The sequence below is a fragment of the Kosakonia arachidis genome (assembly GCF_900116535.1).
Lineage (GTDB): Bacteria > Pseudomonadota > Gammaproteobacteria > Enterobacterales > Enterobacteriaceae > Kosakonia > Kosakonia arachidis.
The window spans coordinates 564503-586182 of record NZ_FPAU01000004.1; the positions used below are offsets into that span (position 1 = coordinate 564503).

18 protein-coding genes are annotated in these 21680 nt (G+C 53.5%); 9 read left to right on the forward strand and 9 right to left on the reverse strand.

Features of this window, described 5'->3' with window-relative positions; all coding sequences use genetic code 11:
• Positions 1–93 precede the first annotated feature (93 nt).
• Both BM427_RS17640 and BM427_RS17645 read left to right on the forward strand, forming a co-directional pair.
• Positions 94–1248 carry an efflux RND transporter periplasmic adaptor subunit gene (locus tag BM427_RS17640; RefSeq protein WP_090123698.1) on the forward strand — a complete coding sequence of 385 codons (1155 nt, stop codon included), beginning with the start codon at positions 94–96 and terminating at the stop codon, positions 1246–1248.
• Complete coding sequence (locus tag BM427_RS17645; RefSeq protein WP_090123699.1) at positions 1245–4334, forward strand: efflux RND transporter permease subunit; 3090 nt, start codon at positions 1245–1247, stop codon at positions 4332–4334. The genes BM427_RS17640 and BM427_RS17645 overlap by 4 nt, the downstream gene beginning before the upstream one ends.
• Before the next feature lie 77 nt (positions 4335–4411).
• Here BM427_RS17645 and BM427_RS17650 read toward each other — a convergent pair whose 3' ends face one another.
• The gene (locus BM427_RS17650; protein ID WP_090123701.1) at positions 4412–5323 is read right to left on the reverse strand and encodes a LysR family transcriptional regulator; all 912 of its coding nucleotides are present in this window, start codon (positions 5321–5323) and stop codon (positions 4412–4414) included.
• 104 nt (positions 5324–5427) lie between these two features.
• On the opposite strand from BM427_RS17650, the gene BM427_RS17655 reads away from it, so the two are divergent.
• The gene (locus BM427_RS17655) at positions 5428–6450 is read left to right on the forward strand and encodes a zinc-dependent alcohol dehydrogenase family protein (RefSeq protein ID WP_090123702.1); all 1023 of its coding nucleotides are present in this window, start codon (positions 5428–5430) and stop codon (positions 6448–6450) included.
• A gap of 95 nt (positions 6451–6545) precedes the next feature.
• Here the strand turns inward: BM427_RS17655 and BM427_RS17660 are convergent, their stop codons facing one another.
• A complete protein-coding gene (locus BM427_RS17660; RefSeq protein WP_090123704.1) occupies positions 6546–7493 on the reverse strand; it encodes a VirK/YbjX family protein in 948 nt (315 codons plus the stop codon).
• 172 nt (positions 7494–7665) lie between these two features.
• Here BM427_RS17660 and pphA point away from each other — a divergent pair, with 172 nt between their 5' ends.
• Positions 7666–8310 carry a protein-serine/threonine phosphatase gene (pphA, locus tag BM427_RS17665; RefSeq protein WP_090123705.1) on the forward strand — a complete coding sequence of 215 codons (645 nt, stop codon included), beginning with the start codon at positions 7666–7668 and terminating at the stop codon, positions 8308–8310.
• Here the strand turns inward: pphA and BM427_RS17670 are convergent, their stop codons facing one another.
• The 5 genes from BM427_RS17670 to yebS form a co-directional block, all read right to left on the reverse strand.
• Positions 8311–8502, reverse strand: a complete 192-nt coding sequence (locus tag BM427_RS17670; RefSeq protein ID WP_090123707.1) for a YdfD/YebW family protein — start codon at positions 8500–8502, stop codon at positions 8311–8313.
• 106 nt (positions 8503–8608) lie between these two features.
• Positions 8609–8848: a YebV family protein gene (locus BM427_RS17675; protein WP_007371619.1), complete on the reverse strand. Its 240-nt coding sequence runs from the start codon at positions 8846–8848 to the stop codon at positions 8609–8611.
• Between the two features lie 113 nt (positions 8849–8961).
• Positions 8962–10443, reverse strand: coding sequence for a 16S rRNA (cytosine(1407)-C(5))-methyltransferase RsmF (gene rsmF / locus BM427_RS17680; protein WP_090123708.1), 1482 nt, complete (start codon positions 10441–10443; stop codon positions 8962–8964).
• A gap of 41 nt (positions 10444–10484) precedes the next feature.
• On the reverse strand, positions 10485–13118 hold the full coding sequence (locus BM427_RS17685; protein WP_090123710.1) for a PqiB family protein: 2634 nt from the start codon (positions 13116–13118) through the stop codon (positions 10485–10487).
• A complete protein-coding gene (gene yebS / locus BM427_RS17690) occupies positions 13087–14370 on the reverse strand; it encodes a membrane integrity lipid transport subunit YebS (RefSeq protein WP_090123712.1) in 1284 nt (427 codons plus the stop codon). The genes BM427_RS17685 and yebS overlap by 32 nt, the downstream gene beginning before the upstream one ends.
• 132 nt (positions 14371–14502) lie before the next feature.
• Between yebS and BM427_RS17695 the strand changes: the two genes are divergently transcribed.
• The 4 genes from BM427_RS17695 to htpX all read left to right on the forward strand — a co-directional run bounded on the left by BM427_RS17695 (position 14503) and on the right by htpX (position 18926).
• Positions 14503–15000, forward strand: a complete 498-nt coding sequence (locus BM427_RS17695) for a GAF domain-containing protein (protein WP_090123714.1) — start codon at positions 14503–14505, stop codon at positions 14998–15000.
• 96 nt (positions 15001–15096) lie between these two features.
• Positions 15097–15783: an RNA chaperone ProQ gene (gene proQ, locus BM427_RS17700; protein WP_090123716.1), complete on the forward strand. Its 687-nt coding sequence runs from the start codon at positions 15097–15099 to the stop codon at positions 15781–15783.
• 19 nt (positions 15784–15802) lie between these two features.
• Positions 15803–17851 carry a carboxy terminal-processing peptidase gene (gene prc, locus BM427_RS17705; RefSeq protein WP_090123718.1) on the forward strand — a complete coding sequence of 683 codons (2049 nt, stop codon included), beginning with the start codon at positions 15803–15805 and terminating at the stop codon, positions 17849–17851.
• A gap of 193 nt (positions 17852–18044) precedes the next feature.
• The gene (gene htpX, locus BM427_RS17710) at positions 18045–18926 is read left to right on the forward strand and encodes a protease HtpX (protein ID WP_090123720.1); all 882 of its coding nucleotides are present in this window, start codon (positions 18045–18047) and stop codon (positions 18924–18926) included.
• A gap of 79 nt (positions 18927–19005) precedes the next feature.
• Here htpX and BM427_RS17715 read toward each other — a convergent pair whose 3' ends face one another.
• Positions 19006–20376, reverse strand: a complete 1371-nt coding sequence (locus BM427_RS17715) for an MFS transporter (RefSeq protein ID WP_090123721.1) — start codon at positions 20374–20376, stop codon at positions 19006–19008.
• Positions 20377–20578: 202 nt separating this feature from the next.
• Here BM427_RS17715 and kdgR point away from each other — a divergent pair, with 202 nt between their 5' ends.
• Positions 20579–21370, forward strand: a complete 792-nt coding sequence (gene kdgR, locus BM427_RS17720; protein WP_007371628.1) for a DNA-binding transcriptional regulator KdgR — start codon at positions 20579–20581, stop codon at positions 21368–21370.
• 62 nt (positions 21371–21432) lie between these two features.
• Here the strand turns inward: kdgR and BM427_RS17725 are convergent, their stop codons facing one another.
• The gene (locus BM427_RS17725; protein WP_090123723.1) at positions 21433–21672 is read right to left on the reverse strand and encodes a YobH family protein; all 240 of its coding nucleotides are present in this window, start codon (positions 21670–21672) and stop codon (positions 21433–21435) included.
• Positions 21673–21680 lie beyond the last annotated feature (8 nt).

Genomic DNA, 21680 nt, shown 5'->3' on the forward strand with positions numbered 1-21680 from the left:
TTTACACACTCTTGATGGATTCTTGACGAAAACTGGAGCGAATCTCGACGCAAGCCGGATTTAATGACGCCATTACCGATTCGGAGTGGTGTTATGTCTGAACAGTTTTGCGATTATATGCGTCAGTGCCTGCATCATCTTTTCACCGCTGCACGCACGATTTCCCTCTTTTCTCTGCTCCCTCTACTGTTTCTCACTGCGGTTCTGCCGTTGTTAACAGGGTGCGGAGAAAAACATAATGAAAATCCCGCGCCGCCAAGGCCTGTTCGTTATCAGGTTATCGGTGCGGTATCCGCACATCCGGTGACCGTGCGCACCGGGGAGATCCGCGCCCACGATGAAACGGCTCTGGCTTTTCGACTCGACGGACGAATAGTCAACCGCCTGGTTGATATTGGCGAGCGGGTGCATGCCGGGCAGGTGCTTGCCACCATTGAAAGCGAGACCGGGAAAAACCAACTGACCAGCGCCACCGCCGATGTGGAAAGCGCTCGTGCCGCCGAACGCGTTGCGGCACTTAACCTGAGCCGGATGCAGAAGCTTATGCCTTCCGGGGCCATCGCCCGCACTCAGCTTGATAGCGCTCGCGCCGACTGGCAGGCGGCCGCATCCCGCCTGAAAAGCAGTATCGCCGCAATGCATACTGCACAGGACAATCTGGCCTGGACCCAACTGACAGCGCCTGCGGAGGGGATCATCACTTACGTCAGCGCCTCGGCGGGGCAGGTAGTCAGTGCAGGGCAGACGATTTTCACGCTGGCCACCAGTGACGCGCGTGATGTGGTTTTTGATATTGCCGATCCGCAGTGCTTGTCTGCGCCATCGTCAAACGCGCTACGGTTTCCAGTGGCCTTGCTGGCAAACCCATCTATCCGCGCCAGCGGAAAATTGCGTGATATCAGCCCGCAGGCCGATCCACAGACCCGCACCTGGCAGGTCAGGGTAACATTAGATGCTCCGCCTGCGGCGATGGCACTGGGAGCCAGTGCGAGTGTCGAGATACCGTCAGCGATGCCGGGCGGGTATACCGTACCGGCATCAGCACTCAGCCGCCTTGGCGATCAACCTGCGGTGTTTATTATCGACGGGCATGGACAGGCGCAATTACGCACGGTCACGCTTGCCGGATACTCTGCAACATCCGCCGTGATTGCTTCAGGTGTGGGCGTCGGTGACAGAATTATCACCGCAGGCGTAAGCAAACTACGTGCCGGTGAACCGGTAATTGCCGGAGAGCCGCAGCCATGATGCCTGTTGAACCGCGTTTTAATCTTTCTGCCTGGGCGTTGGCACATCAGCAACTGGTAAGCTTTTTTATGCTGCTTATTATCTCGACCGGTGTGCTGTGTTACGAAAACTTGCCGCGTAATGAAGATCCGGCTTTCACAATCAAAACGGCGGTGGTCTCTGCCCAGTGGCCTGGTGCTACGGTTGCCGATACAACACGGCTTGTTACCGATGTGCTGGAGAAGAAACTCCAGGAGATCCCGCATCTGGATTATATCGAAAGTGAAACCCGGGCTGGCAGCGCCGTTATCTATGTCAATCTGCGCGACGATACGCCGCCGCGGCAGGTGCCGGACATCTGGTATCAGATCCGCAAAAAGATGCAGGATATTGCCACCTCGCTGCCTCAGGGCGCGCAAGGCCCGGCAGTGAATGATGAGTTTGATGATACCTTTGGCACAATTTATGGCTTCACGGCGGAGGGGTATAGTGCGCGTGAACTGCGCGATCGTGTGGAGGAGATCCGCCGCGGCCTGATGTCGCTTCCGGACATGGGCAAAATGACCCTGCTGGGTGAACAGCCGGAACAGATAGTGATTGCCTTTTCGCCCCGGCAACTGGCGGGGATGGGGCTGGATATTCAGCAGGTGAGCGATGCGCTAGCCGCGCAAAATGCCGTCGAACCGGCCGGGGCACTTCGTACCGGCAAAGATAATGTCGCGCTGCGCGTCAGCGGCGCACTGACCAGCGAGGAGAGTCTGCGGGCGGTCACCCTGCATATCAACGACCGCTATATTCCGCTGACCGATATTGCTACTGTGAGCCGTCAGATTGCCGAGCCGCCAGCGCCAGTATTTCGTGTCAACGGCCAGCCTGCGATCGGGTTGGCCATTTCGATGGCCGCCACCGGCAATATGCTGCGTTTCGGCCAGGCACTGAACGCAAGAATGGCAGAAGTCGAGACGCAACTGCCCCATGGCATTGAGATGGTGAAGGTAGCAGACCAGTCGGCGGTGGTGAGCGACGCGGTCAGCGGCTTTGTCCGGGTGCTGGTTGAGGCCGTGCTGATTGTGCTTGCCGTCTCTTTTGTTTCACTGGGGTTACGCGCGGGGCTGGTGGTTGCCGCCGCGATACCGCTGGTACTGGCAATGACCTTTGCCGGGATGATGCTGACTGGAATTGGGTTACAACGCATTTCTCTGGGGGCGCTGATCATTGCGCTGGGGCTATTGGTGGATGATGCCATGATCACCGTCGAAACCATGGTTACCCGACTGGAAGCTGGCGAGTCGCGCAAAAGCGCCGCCACCTATGCATTCAAAACCACGGCATTTCCTATGCTCACCGGAACGTTAGTGATGATCGCCGGTTTTATCCCCGTTGGTTTTGCCGCCAGTAGCGCCGGAGAATACTGTTTTTCCCTGTTTGCGGTAGTGTTGATTGCCTTACTCTGCTCATGGGTAGTCGCCATACTCTTTTCACCGCTGACAGGTACCTGGTTGCTGCCAGCCCAAATCCATAGGCACGTCCGTGGCGCGGGACGGCTTGCGCGTGCATATCGGGTTTTGTTGGCGTGGGTGCTACGTCACCGTTTATCGACTCTGATGATCGCCGTGGCCGCACTCGCGCTGGCGGGGATCGGTACACGCTGGATGCAGGGAGAATTTTTCCCGGCTTCGGATCGCCCGGAGCTTCTGGTCAGCCTGACCCTGCCGGCAAATGCCTCTCAGCCTGAAATGGAGCGGCAGGCGGAACGCCTGGAAAAAGCGCTTAAGGGCAATGCGGATATCGATCACTACACCACGTATATCGGTTCCGGTGCAGTACGTTTTTATCTGCCAATGGATGTGTTGCTGGATAATGAAAACACCGCGCAACTGGTGGTAGTGGCGAAAAATCTGGCGGCGAGGGATCGCCTGCGCCAGCAACTGACGACGTTGCTTTCCAACCAGTTCGCCGATCTGACAACCCGTGTTTCACCGCTCGAGTTAGGGCCGCCCGTTGGCTGGCCGGTAAAATACCGGGTGAGCGGGCCGGATTATGCGCAGGTGCAACGGTTTGCGCATCGTCTGGCAGCAGAAATAGGCTCTTCATCACTGACCCGCGAAGTGAATCTGACCGCCGGTGAGCCGGAGAGGACAATTACAGTTCAGGTCAACCAGACGGCAGCGCGGGCTGCAGGGGTATCATCAGAAAGTATCGCGCAGATGCTGAATACCGTCTGGTCCGGCAGCACGGTGACTACAGTGCGGGATAACGATCGGCTGGTCGGGGTTGTATTGCGCGGCAACGATCGCGAACGGCTGGATTTTGGCACGCTGTCGACGTTGATGTTACCTACGGCAAAGGGCACAAAAATACCACTGAGCGAAGTCGCTACGTTGGCCTGGGGAGTGGACGATCCGGTTATCTGGCGTCGCCAGCGTCTGCCCTTTATCTCAGTCCAGACCGATTTGGCACCCGGTGTACGCGCTGAAAGCGTGTCGGCTGGCCTGCGTCCGACAGTGGATAAACTGCGTGCGCAATTGCCTGCCGGATACCGAATCGAAGAAGGCGGGACGGCGGCTGAATCCGATAAAGGCAACCAATCGGTCTATGCCGTATTACCGGTAACGATTGTTGTCATGCTGACGTTGTTAATGATTCAGTTGCAGCGTTTTTCTCGCATGCTGCTTGCGCTGCTGATGGCTCCTTTTGCTCTGCCGGGGATTGTCCTGGCGATGCTGCCGACGGGCACCCCGATGGGTTTTGTGGCATTGCTGGGGGTGATTGCATTGGCGGGGATGATTATTCGCAACGCGGTGATTTTGATCAGCGAAGTGGACAGCAATCTGGCGCAGGGGATGGCCGCAAACGAAGCCATTGTGGCGGCGACGGAGCACCGGGCGCGTCCCATAATGTTGACCGCCTGCGCCGCTATCCTCGGGATGATCCCTATCTCGCATCAGGTATTCTGGGGGCCGATGGCCTACGCGATTATTGGCGGGCTGATTGTGGCTACGCTGGTCACGCTGACCGTGTTACCCGCTGCCTTCAGTCTGCTTCTGGGGTGGGGCGGAACGCCGCCATTAGTCCATTCAGGCTATCAGGGAAAATCTGGTCAATAACTAAAAACCGGCGTATTACGGAAGTGGGGCGGGTGAAAGCAGAGAATGCCTCTCTTTGCCCGCTGGCAGACTCACGTTCAGCGGTGTGGCCGTGAGCCTGACTCCAGGCGAAAAAAATCAATCAGCAAGCGCATTGCCGGTGTCATAAAAGCGTTGTGCGGGTAGTAAAGAAAGAATCCCTCTTCATGTTTATGCCACTGCGGCAGGACGTGAATAAGTGTTCCTGCTTCGATGGCAGACTGAACTTGCTGCTGTTCTAATAGAGCCAGCCCGACGCCCGATTTAGCTGCGGCCAGTTGTACATTAATATCGTTGACGGTTAATGCTGCATCGACGGCAACCTCGACCTTTTCATTGCCGTGTTGCAGTTTCCAGCGATACTGCGCGCCATTCTCGCTCCAGCGATAATTAATCAAGCGATACTGGCTGAGGGCTTCAGGCCGCGTGGGAAGCGGCTGCTCGCCGAAGCAGGAGGGCGCGGCGACAATCACCATTTGCAGATCGTCGGTCATGCGCACTGCAATCATGTCTTTTGGTACGCGGTCTCCTGTGCGTATCCCGGCATCAAACCCGGCAGCCACCACATCTTCAAGGTGGTCATCAATAACTAAATCAAGTTGGATGCCGGAATAAAGCGACATGAACCGTTGCAGCTTCGGCAGAATGGCTCGTTGCGCGGCCAGACGTGACAGGTTGATGCGCAGCTTTCCCCGCAGCACCGGCCCCGTTTCGCTGACGGCCTCAACGGCATTCTCCAGCGCCTGCATTGGTACAGAGAGTCTGGCAATAAAATCCAGCCCGGCTTGTGTCGGTGAAACGCTGCGCGTGGTGCGATTGAACAGGCGAACCTGCAACCGTGTTTCAAGCGCGCGAATGGTATGACTCACCGCTGACGGGGATAGCCCCAGTCTTCCGGCGGCGCGGCGGAAGTTTTTCTCCTCGGCAACCGCCAGAAAAGCGACCAGTTCCGTGTATTCGGTACCTTTCATATTGTTGTCCCTCATTCACCAGTTCATGCAGATTATAAGGTATTAATTCGCAATCCCGGCGCTGTCAGAATGCAAAACAGATTAATAACCGAGGAGAAGAAGCGATGAAGACCATGAAACGTTGGGAAATGAACCAGACAGGACGTGACGCGTTAGCACTGAAACATGTTGCCCGGCCACGGCCCGCAGCGGATGAAGTGCTGGTAAAAGTGATGGCGGTTGCCCTCAATCATCGGGACCTGATGGTCATCGAAAATGGGCGCGGTTTACCCCTGCGTTTTCCCTTTACACCCGGTTCCGATCTTTCCGGTTGTGTAGTGACAACCGGCGCGAATGTGACCCGCTTTGTGCCTGGCAATGAAGTGATTTCTGTCTTTACGCCGGAGTGGCAGGATGGGCCGCGGCCGGGTAACGCACGTGAAATGGCCTACCGGACGCTGGGCGGATTCTATCCTGGCGTACTGGCGGAGTATGTCGTGATGAAAGAGAGTTGGCTGGTGCGCAAACCGGTTTCTCTGGATCATGTGCAAGCCAGCACTTTACCTTGCGCTACGCTCACTGCCTGGTTCGCGCTGGTCGAACGTGGCAACATTCAGCGCGATGAAACGGTGTTGATCGAAGGAACCGGTGGTGTGGCGCTGGCCGCACTGCAGATTGCCCGAATGAAAGGGGCTCGTACCTTACTAGTGACACGGAGCAGCAAGTATGAACAGGCAAAACTGTGGGGTGCGGATGAGGTGATCGATCGCCAGCAGGATGTTGTGGCAACGGTACTGGCATTAACCGGCGATCGTGGGGTGGAACATGTGCTGGAACTTGTCGGCGGCAGCCATCTGGGTCAGTCCGCCGCAATGGCGGCGGTGGGCGGGAAAATTTATCTAATTGGTGCGCTGGCAGGTTTCGAGGTTTCTTCGCCACTGGAACCGTTACTGTTTAAGGATCTGCATCTTTATGGCATTGGTACCGGACACCGGCGGGCGCTTGAAGATCTCTGCGCAGCCGCCGACCAACAAGGATTTGTCCCAGTGATAGACCAGGTTTATCCGCTGGAAGCGTTGCCAGCGGCGCTGGCACATCTGGAATGTGGACCGTCAGGCAAGATAATTATCACCATGGTTAATAAATAAAGGGGGGTGACTATATCTTGCGGACCTATTATTCGCGAATGATGTTTTGCTTGTAAAAAAATAAAAGGGCGGGGTAATTCATCGCCCGTTCGTATTTATTTGAGTACCAATAAATGCATTTTTTCCGTCACATCATCCAGTAACTCAAAACGACGGCGATATTCTGCACGCTTTTTACTGGCGATACTTTCCATCGACTTACGCGAAAATGTCAGCGGCAAACGCCAGCGCCAGGCATTATCTTTTACCCCTTCAATCGAGGTCCAAAATTCATCATAACTGGCATGGAAATGTCGCCCCTTGCTCAGGCGATAACGCAGTGCGCGGAAGACATGCCCGTTATCACTGACGCCATAGATCGCCGAAACGCCGGTCAGCGTGGCGAGCTGGCTAAGTACTTCAAGGATGATTTTTTTCGGGAATACGCCGTGGCAGGCGCGGGTCGCCAGTTTAATCACCTCATGACTGATCTCTTTGCGCGGACCTTGCAAACCACCAATGACCAGAATTTGCTGACCTTTTTCGCTGATCACGCTGAACGTCGCGCTGGCCAGTAACGTATTGTCGCCATCGTACAACCAGAGTGTGCTTTCCCCTTCGCGCTCCGCTTTGCTGGCGTTAGAAGCATACACCGTGAAATGCGTCTCATCTTTCCCCATAAACTCAAGGATCTTCGTGGGTTCAGTCGCACTGAGGGCGGCGGCCAGTTGCGGCGATACGTTATTATCAAGCCAGTGGTAGTGGTTAATAATGGCATCGGCGCGCTGTGAGGCATGTAAGCCGCGTGTCAGATACTGACGGTGCGATTTACTCGGCAGTGTGATTTGGGTCGCCAACAGACGGTCGAAATCCGCACGGCGTGAAAGCGCATTAAGCATGCGGTTGGTAGCGGACCAGAATAGCAGCGAACGCAGCAGAAACTTAAGGCGATACTCTCGCTTTTTCCATATAGGGCCGGGCACAATGCGGCCACTCACCAGATCGCTAATAATGTGTGAATTATTATTTTGTTTAAGTTCTGTTGGTTGACTAATATTCGACACGATGAATAGCCTCTAAATAATGTATTAACATTTTAGAGGTATAAGAAATACAAATTAATAGGCGAGATTTTTTTATTTCTCTTTCATTTAACCTTTATTTAATTAACAGTCTGAATGTGATTATTAAGCCATCTGTCAAGGATTTTCCTATACTCAAAAAAAGGGGGGAATTATGTATCAACGTCTTGATGGAGAGTGCTGGCGGCATATCTGGCTGGTTGGCGATCTGCATGGTTGCCACCAGCGTTTAATGCAGGCGCTGCGCGAGCGCCATTTTGATCCCTACCAGGATCTGCTGGTGTGCGTGGGGGATTTAATCGATCGCGGGCCGGATAGTCTGCACTGCCTGGCTCTGCTCAAAAAGAATTGGTTTAAGACCGTGCGTGGTAATCATGAGCAGATGGCGATTGACGCCTTGCGTTTTGGCGATATGGCGATGTGGCAACTCAATGGTGGTGGCTGGTTTAGTGCTCTCAGCGAGGCTGAACAGCAAGAAGCGCTGGCAGCGCTGCGTACCTGCGCTGAATTGCCTTATATTTTGGAGCTACGCTGTGGTGGCGCGGTGAACGTCATCGCGCATGCGGATTACCCGGCTGAAGAGTACCAGTGGGAGCAAGCCGTGAACGGCGAATCGGTGCTGTGGCGTCGTGACAGACTCAACCAATGGCTGGCAGGAAAAGGGCAGCGTATTGCGGGGGCCGATCATTTCTGGTTTGGTCATACGCCGCTGAAAGCGCGTATTGACAAACAAAACCAGCACTACATCGACACCGGTGCCGTCTTCGGCGGCGAGTTGACGCTGGTGCAATTACAGTAGCTAAAAATCGCTGAATTCATTGGCCGGGTGCCAGAAGCCATCAATAAACTCTTCGATGGGAAAACAACCACCATAGCGTATGCGTTGATTGTCCATGGCAACAAGGCACTGCTGCTCCGTATTAAACACATCGACTACGATGTCGTCACATCCACCGTCCAGGTAGCAAACGAATAAGACCAGCGCGAACATTCCGTCCCTCAGTTCCGGACAACGTATTGATAAGTGTAGGGGATGAATTCAGGCAGGGGAAATCAGGTAAGTAAATAACCCGTCTTACGGACGGGTTTCCATTGGATCAGGCAAGGCGCATAACCCAGGTATCAGATTGTTGATCGTAGTGCTCGCGATAGAGAACCGAATGTTCGCCGTTAAGGAGCGCGGGAATGCTGGTGTCCGCGTCCCAGGCATCAAGCTGCATACATAAATCAGGATCGGAACTACAGGGGATATGTAACGTTCGCTCCCCCTGGTTCTCTCCCTGCAACTCGGCATCATCGATTTCGAATGCGCCAATGCGCACGCTGGTTTTCGTCATAATGCTCTCCGTTGAACGTTGAAATGTGGTACGACCAGATGGTCGCCCAAATTTGAGCCTGGTACAACACGGAGAAAGATGCCAGTCAGAAGGTGCGGTTTTTTTGTGCGCCGTCACGCATTGCTGGCAAACAATCGGCCATCGCGTACCAGTTCACGCGGATAACTATTCTTCAGGCGCGTTCCCACCTTTTTCGCCAGACCCAGCGGCTGTCCCTGGAAAGTGACAATGACATCATCACGCGCTGGCACTGTTTGCGGGTAAATATCGCGTCCGCGATACCACTCCTCCGCCTCGGCCAGTGTCAGGGAGAACGCCCGTGGGTTACCCTGACCCGCCAGCGCAATTACCGCTTCATGCTGCCAGCGAAACCCTTTGTTGTGCGTTTCCGCCAGACGCAGACCAATGCGCGAGAAGCGGACTTTGCCGATTAACGGCTCAATTTCGGTTGGAAACAGCCACAGTTCTTTATCGCGCTGCCACAGGCGCAGGCTGCCGTCCCAGCGTAAACCGATGGCGGCGGCGGCCGTTGAGATCTGTGCTGCTTCTTTTGCTTTGAGCGGTGTGAAGGGGAAGTTACCTACTTTGTAAGTCGGCGCAGGTAAAGGCTTGACCGCTGCTGTTTTACGCAGACGGGCGACAAAAAAGCCTTCGCAGTCGTAAAGTTGCGGGAATACATGCAGGAAACCTTCTGCTGTTAAGGCACGAGCGGCATCGGCAAACAGCCCATCCAGCGGCAGAAATTCGACGGCGTCCGGGTACTGCTCCCGTAACCAGTGGCAGATGTTTTCATTTTCGTCGCGGTTGAGCGTGCAGGTGGAATAGACCAGTGTGCCGCCGGGGCGCAGCGCGTGAAAAGCACTATCAATCAGTTCACGCTGCGTGGCTGCAATTTCAATATTGCTGGCTACGGACCAGTTTTTCAGCGCATCCGCATCTTTACGCACCACACCTTCGCCGGAGCAAGGCGCATCAAGCAGAATGGCGTCGAACATCTCCGGTAACGCCTGGCCGAATACGCGGCCATCAAAATGGGTCAGGGCCACATTGCGGATGCCATTGCGGCTGATATTCGCATGCAACACTTTGACGCGGCTGGCGGAAAATTCGTTGGCAAGAATGGCCCCGGAATTGTTCATCCGCGCGGCGATCTGCGTGGTTTTGGAGCCCGGGGCGGCGGCGACATCCATCACGCGCTGCGGCATTTCACCATCGGCAAACAGCGCTGCAACCGGCAACATTGAGCTGGCTTCCTGAATATAAAACATCCCACTCAGGTGCTCAGCGGTACTGCCCAGCGGCAGCGCTTCTTCATCATCACGCTCGATCCAGAACCCTTCCTCGCACCACGGTACCGGCGTCAGTTGCCAGCCATAAGGGGCGACAAGGGTGAGAAAATCGGCGACGGAAATTTTCAGCGTGTTGACGCGGATGCTGCGGCGTAGCGGGCGCTGGCAGGCAGCGATAAACTCATCGAAAGAGAGATGTTCTGGCATTACCAGGCGCATTTGTGCGAGAAATTCGTCAGGAAGGTAGACAGCGTTTTGAGCCACGGGGCGCACCACAAGGAGAAAAACAGGCGCGCAGTGTAGCATAAAGGCTCCGGCGCAGACACGCCGGAGATGGGAAGGGAAGGTTAGCGGGGAAGGGCTGTGCCCCATGTGCGCCACTCTTTCGGCTCGCTTTCCAGCAGCAGGAAGTGTTTGCCCGGCAGCGCTTTCGGTGCCAGCGGCGTCGCCGGCGGCGTGGCGAAAGCAATACCGCCGCGAATGAACTGATTGAATGTCCCGGTTTTGACGACACCACCGACCAGACCGAAGTCCAGCGTATAGCCGGAAGCCAACCAGAATACGCTGTTATTACGCACCAAATGCTGGTAGTTTTTGCTGATGCGCATCGCCACCATCACACGATCCGATAAGGTGCCCAGTGTCGTTCCGGTCACCGTACCTACCTCAATTCCGCGGAACAGTACCGGTGTACCGATATTTATTGAGCCCACTTCCGGTGCTTCAACAATAATGTTCAAGCCATCAAGGTAACGGGAATCGGCGATCGTCGCTTCTGAAATTTCAAAATCGCGGTGCATATCGCCCCGGCCCGGTTCGACGTTGATATAAGGCTGCAACAACGTATCCAGATGCTCGACACCCGCCGCCGATATCTGTGGCGTGATCACCGAGAAACGCGAGCCGTTGCGCGCGAAGTTCCGTACATATTCCGGATAGAGTACCGCGCTCGCCTGCACTTCATTTTTATCAGTGATCAAGTGCAGCTCCTGGACCTGGCCGATATCGATGCCCAGATAACGGATCGGCATGCCCGCCGCGAGTTTCCCGGCGTCATACGCATGCAGTGTGATTTGCCCGCCGACGGCGCGAGCCGCGGTTTCCGAGGCGTAAAGTTGGCGCTTCTCTCCCTTTTTCAGTTCCCGGTTTGCGCTGCTCAGATTGTCAAAACTGATGGCGCCTTTGATGGCGCGTGAAAGCGGTGAGGCCTGAACTGTCAACCCGCTGCCATTAAGCTGTACTTTCGCGCCGCCCTCAGCCCAGAAGACGCTGTTGCTGGTTAGCAAATCGCGGTATTCGGGTTTGATATGCAGATCGATATCAAAGGCATTGGCGCGCGGGCGCACGCTGATCACTTCACCCACTTCAAACTTGCGGTAGAGAACGACCGAACCGGCCTGTATGTCCGGCAGGGTATCTGCCGTCAGCGTCAACGTTGTGGTGGGCAGATCGCTGATGCTGTTTTCCAGTGCTCTATCGAGGTTAGCAAACAGCGGATAGCTCTTTTTCATTTCGCCTTTCACACCGGGCAGAATGCGGATGCCGCCGTTTACCCATTCGTTGGCGCTGGCAGCGAGAAACTCGATGCCATCCAGCCCAACTTTGACATCAATGCGGCTGTTCACCACGAATTTACTGTCGCCGTGGACCAGGTCGCCATATTGCGGATCGATAGCGATGGCAAAAGTGACACCCTGATTCGTTAGTTTACGCTCCAGCACCTGGCCGATTTTGACACCATGCAGCACCAGCGGTTGTCCGGCATCGATACCATAGCTTTCCGGCGCAGTAAGTGTCAGGGTAATCACGCCCGGTTCCTGCAACAGGTTTTTATCTGCTGGCAACACGACAAATTGATTGCGCGGCTGGCCTTCGCCTGGTATCAACTCCAGCGTACTGCCGGTCAGCAACGAGCTGAGATTGGTATCGCTGAGCGAAATCTTCGGGTTACGCATTTCGATACGGGTATTGTCGCGCAGCAAATTAACAACGCTCGGATCGACGGTCATTTCACCACTGACCGACCCTCCCGGATTGAGGTCGATTTTGGTCAACTGCCCCACTTCCAGCCCTTGATACATCAGCGGTGTCGATCCGGCTTTCAAACCTTGTCCCCCGGGCAGGTCAAGCTTCACCAGTACGCCGCGCTGGCTGTGCGCTAAATCTTCGTATAATCCGTACTCATCATCCTGCACCGCAGGCTGTGATTCATCCGGAGAGTCAAATGCAATCGCGCCATTAACCAGCGCCGCCAGGCTTTCAAGCTGCACTTTCGCGCCACTCAGGCTGACATCGGCTTTCACGCCGGAGACATTCCAGAAGCGGCTGCCTTTTTTCACCAGGTTGGTGAAGCGGCGCTCGATCAACACGTCGATAGTGACACCCTGTTTATTGGGATTGATCGAGTAGTCGTAAACGCGGCCAACCGGGATTTTGCGGAAATAGACCAACGAACCGCTGTTCAGCGCTCCGAGATCCGGAGCGTGCAGATGGATCATCAACTCGCCATTGTTCAGCCGGTATTTCGGCTGCGTATCCAGCGCAGTAAAGTGATCCTGCGGGTCGCCTTTACCAGGCATCATGCCGATATAGTTGCCGCCGACCAGCGCATCGAGACCGGATATTCCTGCCAGCGAGGCTTTAGGTGTGACCAGCCAGAACTGCGTTTCGTTGCGCAGCGCATCCTTCATATTCGATTTGATACTGGCGCGCACTTCGATTTTTTTCAGATCGTCACTGAGACGAATGTCCTGAACAGTCCCGACCTCGACGCCCTGATAGCGCACCGGAGTCCGCCCGGCGACGATGCCATCAGCCGACATAAAATCGATGGTAATGGTGTTGCCGCGATCTTCGTAGCTGCTCCAGATAAGCCAGCTTGCTATCAATAGGGCGATGACCGGCAACAGCCAGAACGGCGAAATGCGCCGTTTCGTTTTAATTCGCGCTTCAGTCGGCGAAGCGGGGGTTTCCTGACTCATGTGCATCCCAAAGTAAGCGGCTGTCCAGCCATTCCACAGCAAGAATAGTCAAAATTACCGCCGCGCCGAAATAAAACGCGGCTGGTCCCATGGTAAAAGCGAGTAGCTGGTCGCGATTAATCAGTGACATCATCAATGAAATGACAAACAGATCGAGCATCGACCAGCGCCCAATCCACGTCACGAAGCGCAGTAACAGAATGCGAGTGCGTAACCCCTGTTCAAATTTAAAATGGATGCTGACAAGCAATGTAAACAGCACAATAACCTTGGTAAACGGCACCAGAATACTGGCGATAAATACCACACCAGCCACCGCGATATTGCTGTGAGCGAGCGAAATAATACCGGAGAGAATGGTATCCTCCTGACGGGAACCATTCACGTAAATTATTGAAATCGGCAGCAGGTTCGCCGGAAACAGCAAAATAAAAGAGGCAATCAGCGACGCCCAGCACTTTTGCAGACTCTGCTTGCGTCGATGGGTCAGTGGAATGTGGCAGCGCGGGCAGCGTCCCCGAATATCAGGAAAACCGGTGAAATGGCAGCCCAGACACACTTCCAGCTTCTGGTCCGGCCGTTTTGCGGGCCGTTGAGGATAGAAACGATCCCAGAGTTGCTCCACATTGAGATGGATTAACGTCATGATGCTGAGAACGACCAGAGAGCCGAACGCAAACAGCCCAACGCCTGGCTGCAGGAAAGCGTAATCTTGCACTTTGATGGAGGCAACACCGACGCCGACCAGATAGATATCCAGCATGACCCACTCTTTGAGCTTCTCCAGCATTAATAGTACCGGGCGCAGGTTCATTCCCAGAATGTTGCCAAGCCACAGATAGGCGATGGCCGTCACCAGTACCAGCGGCGCGCCAACGGTGCAAAAAAGCACCATGGCAGCGGTGAGTGGCGAGCCCTGCATGGTCATTTGCCAGATCCCCTGCAGCAGGTTGGCATCGATACGCACACCGAGTAAATAGAGATGCAGCAGCGGTTCACCCCAGGCGAAGGGCATCAGTAAGATCATGGTGATGGCCATTGCGCCGAGGCGGGTTAATGACCAGTCGCGACCGTCACGCACTTTCGCATCACAGCAGGGGCAAAATGCACTTTGGTGCGATTTTATAATCGGTAACGCAAAAAGCGTATCGCATTGCGGGCAGCGCTGATAATGTGCGCGGGGTAGTGCTTCACCAACCTGATGAACGGCAATTTTTTTGGTAGGTCTGATGTGTTGTATCTTGAGAGCCATTGCGTGCTTCAGAAAAGGTTTGGATAAAACTATCTTAACTCATGAATGGAACATCTTGAGCATCAACGCATTTAATGCTTATTTTAATAGGCTAAGCAGTTTCTCAAAGTTACAAAGCAAAACGGTCAGGTAATGAACAAAACAGAATTTTACGCGGATCTTAATCGCGATTTTCAGGCGTTAATGGCAGGTGAGACCAGTTTTTTAGCCACTCTGGCGAATACCAGTGCGCTGTTGTTTGAGCGTCTTGATGGCGTGAACTGGGCGGGCTTTTACCTGCTGGAAGGTGATACGCTGGTGTTAGGGCCGTTCCAGGGCAAAGTCGCCTGTGTTCGTATCCCTGTTGGTCGCGGCGTCTGTGGAACGGCAGTGGCACAAGCGCGTGTGCAGCGCGTGGAAGATGTTCATCAATTTGACGGACATATCGCTTGTGATGCCGCCAGTAACGCTGAAATCGTACTCCCTGTTATGGTGAATGATCAGATTATTGGTGTACTGGATATCGATAGCGTGGTCTTCTCTCGCTTCACGGCTGAGGATGAACAAGGGTTGAGCGAGCTGGTTTCACATCTGGAAAATGTTCTCGCGGCGACCGATTATCAAAAAATCTTTGCCACCGTCGCAGGATAATCAGCGGATAACGTAGCATTTACTGAATGCGTCATTATAATGACGCCTGTTCATGCCTGCGCTTGTTGGCAACGTCCGTTGTAATCAGGAAATTTCATGGAAAATCAACCTAAGTTGAATAGCAGTAAAGAAGTTATCGCTTTTTTGGCCGAACGCTTTCCTCACTGTTTCAGTGCTGAAGGTGAAGCACGTCCCCTGAAAATCGGTATTTTTCAGGATCTGGTTGAGCGCGTTGAGGGTGAGATGAATCTCAGCAAAACCCAACTCCGTTCCGCCTTACGTCTTTATACTTCAAGCTGGCGTTACCTGTACGGTATCAAAGCTGGGGCGGCTCGCGTCGATCTCGATGGCAACGCCTGCGGTGTGCTGGATGAGCAACACGTAGAGCACGCTCGCAAGCAGCTTGAAGAAGCTAAAGCGCGTGTTCAGGCGCAACGCGCTGAACAGCAAGCTAAAAAACGAGAAGCTGCCGCTGCTGCGGGTCAGGAAGACGCACCGCGTCGCGAACGTAAAGCCCGTCCGGCTCCACGTCGTAAAGAGGGTGCCGAGCGTAAACCTCGGGCAGACAAACCTGTTGCGAAAACGCCACGGGCGACGCAGCAGGAAGAGCGCCATACTCCTGTTTCAGATTTATCTGTACTGAGCGTGGGCCAGAACCTGAAGGTGAAAGCGGGGAACAATGCGATGGATGCTACGGTGCTGGAAATCACTAAAGATGGCGTTCGCGTACAGCTTAGTTCGGGTATGTCGATGATCGTACGCGCAGAACATTTATTGTTCTGAAACGGAGGCTTGGCCTTGCATGAACACTTTGTTTAAGCGCACGGCGTTAGTGGGTCTGTTATTCGTAACAGGCCATGCTATCGCTGTGGAAGATATCACCCGTGCCGATCAAATTCCGGTTTTGAAGGAAGAGACTCAGCACGCGACAGTAAGTGAACGCGTTACCTCACGTTTCACCCGTTCTCACTACCGTCAGTTCGATTTGGATCAAGCTTTCTCCGCGAAGATCTTTACCCGCTACCTCAACTTGCTCGACTACAGCCACAATGTGCTGCTTGCCAGCGATGTTGAGCAGTTTTCGCAAAAGAAAGGCGTGCTCGGCGATGAGCTGCGCAGCGGGAAACTGGACGTTTTCTACGACCTGTACAATCTTGCGCAAAAGCGTCGATTTGAACGTTATCAGTATGCACTGAAAGTACTGGAACGGCCGATGGATTTCAGTGGCAACGACACCTTTAACTTAGACCGCAGCAAAGCGCCGTGGCCGAAAGATGAGGCGGAGCTGAACTCGCTGTGGGACAGCAAAGTTAAGTATGATGAGCTGAACCTGAAACTCACCGGAAAAGATGATAAAGAGATCCGTGAAACACTGACTCGCCGCTATAAATTTGCGATTCGCCGGCTGGCGCAGACCAATAGCGAAGATGTGTTCTCGCTGGCAATGACCTCATTCGCTCATGAAATCGATCCGCATACCAATTACCTCTCACCGCGTAATACTGAGCAATTCAATACTGAAATGAGCCTCTCGCTTGAAGGTATTGGCGCAGTGCTGCAGGGAGACGATGATTACACCGTGATCAACTCGATGGTTGCTGGTGGTCCTGCGGCGAAAAGCAAAGCGATTACCGTTGGCGATCGTATTGTTGGTGTCGGCCAATCCGGGCAGAACATGGTTGATGTCATTGGCTGGCGTCTTGATGATGTGGTTGCTCTGATCAAAGGGCCGAAAGGCAGCAAAGTGCGCCTCGAAATCTTGCCGGCAGGTAAGGGAACAAAAACGCGCATTGTGACGCTGACGCGTGAGCGTATTCGTCTGGAAGACCGTGCCGTGAAAATGTCCGTGAAGACGGTCGGCAAAGAAAAAGTGGGCGTACTGGATATTCCGGGTTTCTACGTTGGGCTAACTGATGATGTTAAAGCGCAATTGCAAAAGCTGGAAAAACAGAACGTTAGCAGCGTGGTTATTGATTTGCGCAGCAATGGCGGCGGTGCGCTGACCGAAGCTGTGTCGCTTTCCGGTCTGTTTATTCCGTCCGGACCGATTGTGCAGGTGCGCGATAATAACGGCAAAGTACGCGAAGACAGTGATACGGACGGTGTGGTCTATTATAAAGGCCCGTTAGTGGTGCTGGTTGACCGCTTTAGTGCCTCGGCATCGGAAATCTTTGCGGCGGCGATGCAGGATTATGGTCGCGCGTTGATTGTTGGCGAACCGACTTTCGGTAAAGGCACCGTTCAGCAATATCGCTCGCTTAACCGGATTTACGATCAGATGTTGCGTCCTGAGTGGCCAGCGTTGGGTTCGGTGCAATACACTATCCAGAAATTCTATCGTGTTAACGGTGGCAGCACGCAGCGCAAGGGCGTGACGCCGGATATCATTATGCCGACCGGCACGCAGGTGACAGAGACTGGGGAAAAATTCGAAGACAATGCACTGCCGTGGGACAGCATAAAAGCTGCCACTTTTGTGAAGTTTGGTGATTTGAAACCGTTCGGGCCGACGTTGCTGAAGGAACATGAAGAGCGAATTGCGAAAGATCCTGAATTCCAGTACATCATGAAGGACATCGCACGTTTTAATGCTCTGAAAGATAAACGCAATATTGTATCGCTGAATCTGGCGCAACGTGAGAAAGAGAACGCCGAAGATGATGCAATTCGTCTTTCACGTCTCAACGACCGCTTCAAGCGTGAGGGTAAACCGTTGCTGAAAAAACTGGATGATCTGCCGAAGGATTATCAGGAACCGGATCCGTACCTCGACGAGACGGTACATATCGCGCTTGACCTGGCGCATGAGGAAAAGGATCGACCCGCAGAAGACCCTGTCCCCGCGAAGTAATCCCCCCACAGGCACAAGAAATTGTGCCTGTTTTTTTAACGCATCTTTACTGGCGTAAGTATTATGCTACAAAATGTAAAGTTGTGTTTTTCTGGTGACTTACGACACTCTGATGCTTGAAAATGGCGCGTATACCCATACGATGTGGGTAACCGCATTGTGCGTTTTGTTAATTTGAGGTTAAAAGAAAATTATGATGCGAATCGCGCTCTTCCTGTTGACTAACCTGGCTGTGATGTTGGTATTCGGCCTGGTGCTTAGCCTGACGGGCATTCAGTCGAGCAGCGTTCAGGGCTTGATGATTATGGCGCTGCTGTTTGGTTTTGGCGGCTCGTTCATTTCACTGTTGATGTCGAAATGGATGGCACTCAAATCGGTGGGTGGTGAAGTGATCGAACAACCGCGTAACGATATGGAACGCTGGTTGATGGATACCGTGGCGCAACAGTCTCGCCAGGCGGGTATCGCTATGCCTCAGGTCGCCATTTATCATGCACCGGATATTAACGCCTTTGCGACCGGCGCGCGCCGTGATGCCTCATTGGTGGCAGTCAGCACCGGCTTGCTGCAGAACATGAGCCGTGACGAAGCCGAAGCGGTGATTGCCCACGAAATTAGCCATATTGCCAATGGCGACATGGTCACAATGACGCTGATTCAGGGGATCGTGAACACATTTGTGATCTTCATTTCACGTATAATCGCGCAGGTTGCAGCCGGGTTCCTCAGCGGCAATCGCGATGATGGGGAAGAGAGCAACGGCAATCCGATGATCTACTTCGCGGTTGCAACCGTACTGGAGCTGGTGTTCGGTATTCTGGCCAGCATTATTACTATGTGGTTCTCCCGCTATCGCGAGTTCCATGCTGATGCTGGCTCTGCAAAACTGGTTGGCCGCGAGAAAATGATTGCTGCGTTGCAGCGTCTGAAAACCAGTTATGAGCCGCAGGAGGCGAGTAGCATGATGGCATTTTGCATCAACGGTAAATCTAAATCGCTGAGTGAGCTATTCATGACACACCCGCCGCTGGACAAACGCATTGAAGCACTGCGTTCAGGTGAGTATCTAAAATAACGCAGCGGCAGGAAATGCAAAGCGCGCCACCGGCGCGCTTTTTTATCATCCCTAAACCCCCGCGGAAGAGGGGGATTAATTACTCTGCTTTCGGCTGTGAGATCCGTAACCCGCTGATGATGGCCGCTACGGTAGCCAGCGTACCTGCCAGCAATAATGAAAGATGTGTGCCGTGAGTGTTAAACATATTGAACATTAATGCCACAAGTGCAGCACCGGTGCTTTGCCCCAGCAACCGTGCTGTACCGAGCATTCCGCTGGCACCACCGCTGCGCTGTTGCGGTGCCGCAGTGATAATGGTGTGGTTGTTTGGTGACTGGAACAAACCAAAACCAGCACCACACAACGCCATACGCCATATGATATCGATATCTGACGGTGAGCCCGGGAGAAGCGCAAGTGCGAAAAGCCCGCATGCCATCATCGCCATCCCTATTGCACCCAGCAACCCGGCATGCACACGCTCAATCAGATAACCGGCCAGCGGCGCAATCACCATCGTTGCCAGTGGCCAGGGCGTCAGCAAAAGGCCTGTTTCTACTTCACTACGTCCAAGCACGGTTTGCAGAAAGAAGGGCAGGGAAACCAGCGCCAGCATCTGCGCACAGAACGAGCAGAGCGACGTGCCGATAGAGAGCGAAAAAAGTGGAATGCGCAGTAAGTCGACTGGCAGAAGTGGCACCGGCAGTCGCAGTTGTCGGCGCACAAAGACACCGCCAATGATCAGCAAAGCAATTATTTCGGCCACCACAAGTCTGGTTGATTGCCCCTGTGCAAAACTACTCAGCGCGGTAATCAGCAAGCCAAATGTTAATGCATTCATTACAGCGCTTGGCAGATCAAATTTGGGCCTTGAAATACGTGCTGCATTAGGCGGTAAAAATTTCATTGCCAGCAATAAAGCAATAATGCCGAGCGGTACGTTAATCAGGAATAACCATTGCCAGGAAGCTACGGAGAGAATGGCGCCGGCGATTGTCGGCCCGGCCGCAGAGGAAACCGCCACCACAAAAGAGTTAATACCCATGCCGCGCCCGAGGCTACGGTGCGGGTAGATAAGGCGAATGAGTGCAGTATTCACGCTCATTAGGGCCGCGCCGCCAAACCCTTGCGCCACGCGTGCCAGTGTTAATGTCAGTAATGAGTCAGAGAGTGCGCAGAGCAGGGAAGTGAGAGTAAACAATACCAGACCACACTGATAAACCCGACGGTATCCAAACATGTCACCGAGAAAAGAGAGCGTGAGCAGGGAGATCACGATCGCAATCTGGTAAGCATTAACAATCCAGATAGAACTCGCGGGTGAAGCGTTGAGATCGCGTGCAATAGTTGGTAGCGCGACGTTGGCAATAGTCCCATCAAGTACTGCCATTGCGATACCAAGAATAATGGTCAACACTGCGCCATAACGCAGTGGGACGGGGAGTCCGTCCGGAGAAGATTTATCCATATTAATTTCAGGGCTAATGTCACACAGTTATTTGTATAATGATTCTATCATCTGCATTCGGGCTTGATGTCGCAGATTTGTAACGGGCTTTATGTCGCAGAATTCTAAGGAAGTTGACAAACGTGCATTGCGGCAGTTGAGCGACGAATTTATAATAAAAACCGATTCTAAATTTTCTAAAACACACGCGATGAGGTGATTAATGGCTATCGCAGATTTGGACAAGCAGCCAGATTCTGTCTCTTCAGTATTGAAGGTATTTGGCATTCTGCAGGCGCTCGGCGAAGAGCGTGAAATCGGCATCACCGAACTGTCGCAGCGTGTCATGATGTCGAAAAGCACCGTCTATCGCTTTTTGCAAACAATGAAATCATTGGGTTATGTTGCGCAGGAAGGAGAGTCTGAAAAATATTCCCTGACGCTTAAGCTGTTCGAGCTTGGCGCACGTGCGTTGCAAAACGTTGATCTTATCCGCAGTGCGGATATCCAGATGCGTGAACTCTCTCGTCTGACGAAAGAGACTATCCATCTGGGTGCACTCGATGAGGACAGCATTGTTTACATTCATAAAATAGATTCGATGTATAACTTGCGTATGTATTCTCGCATTGGTCGCCGCAACCCGCTGTACAGTACTGCTATCGGTAAAGTGCTGCTGGCCTGGCGCGATCGTGAAGAGGTTAAGCAGATCCTTGAAGGGGTTGAATATAAGCGCAGCACCGATCGTACGATTACCAGCACTGAAGATCTTCTGCCGATGCTGGATGTTGTGCGGGAACAAGGCTACGGTGAAGATAATGAGGAACAGGAGGAAGGCCTGCGCTGCATTGGCGTACCCGTGTTCGACCGTTTTGGTGTGGTCATCGCTGGTCTGAGTATCTCTTTCCCGACGCTGCGTTTCTCTGAAGAGCGTCTACATGAATATGTGGCTATGCTTCATCAGGCTGCCCGCAAGATTTCTGAACAGATGGGTTATAACCAGTATCCGTTCTGACCGACGAAAAAAACCGCCATGATTGAGCTGGTCTCACAATGATGGCGGTTTTTGTTTCGATGCTAGCCGTTGTCGATAACGGTGTCGCTTTTACGTAGCAGAGGGCAATTAACCAGCCCGAAAAATCCAATGTCCGAATGGACATATTGTGCGGTATAGGTATCACGCGCGGTTACATATTTACACTGTAATCCCAGACCACCGGCATTTTCATTACTGCCAATCAGCACACCATAACCGCTCAACAGAAGCGCAATCCACAGCAGCGCAACAACGATAACGGGGCGAATAATTGTCCGCATATCAGATC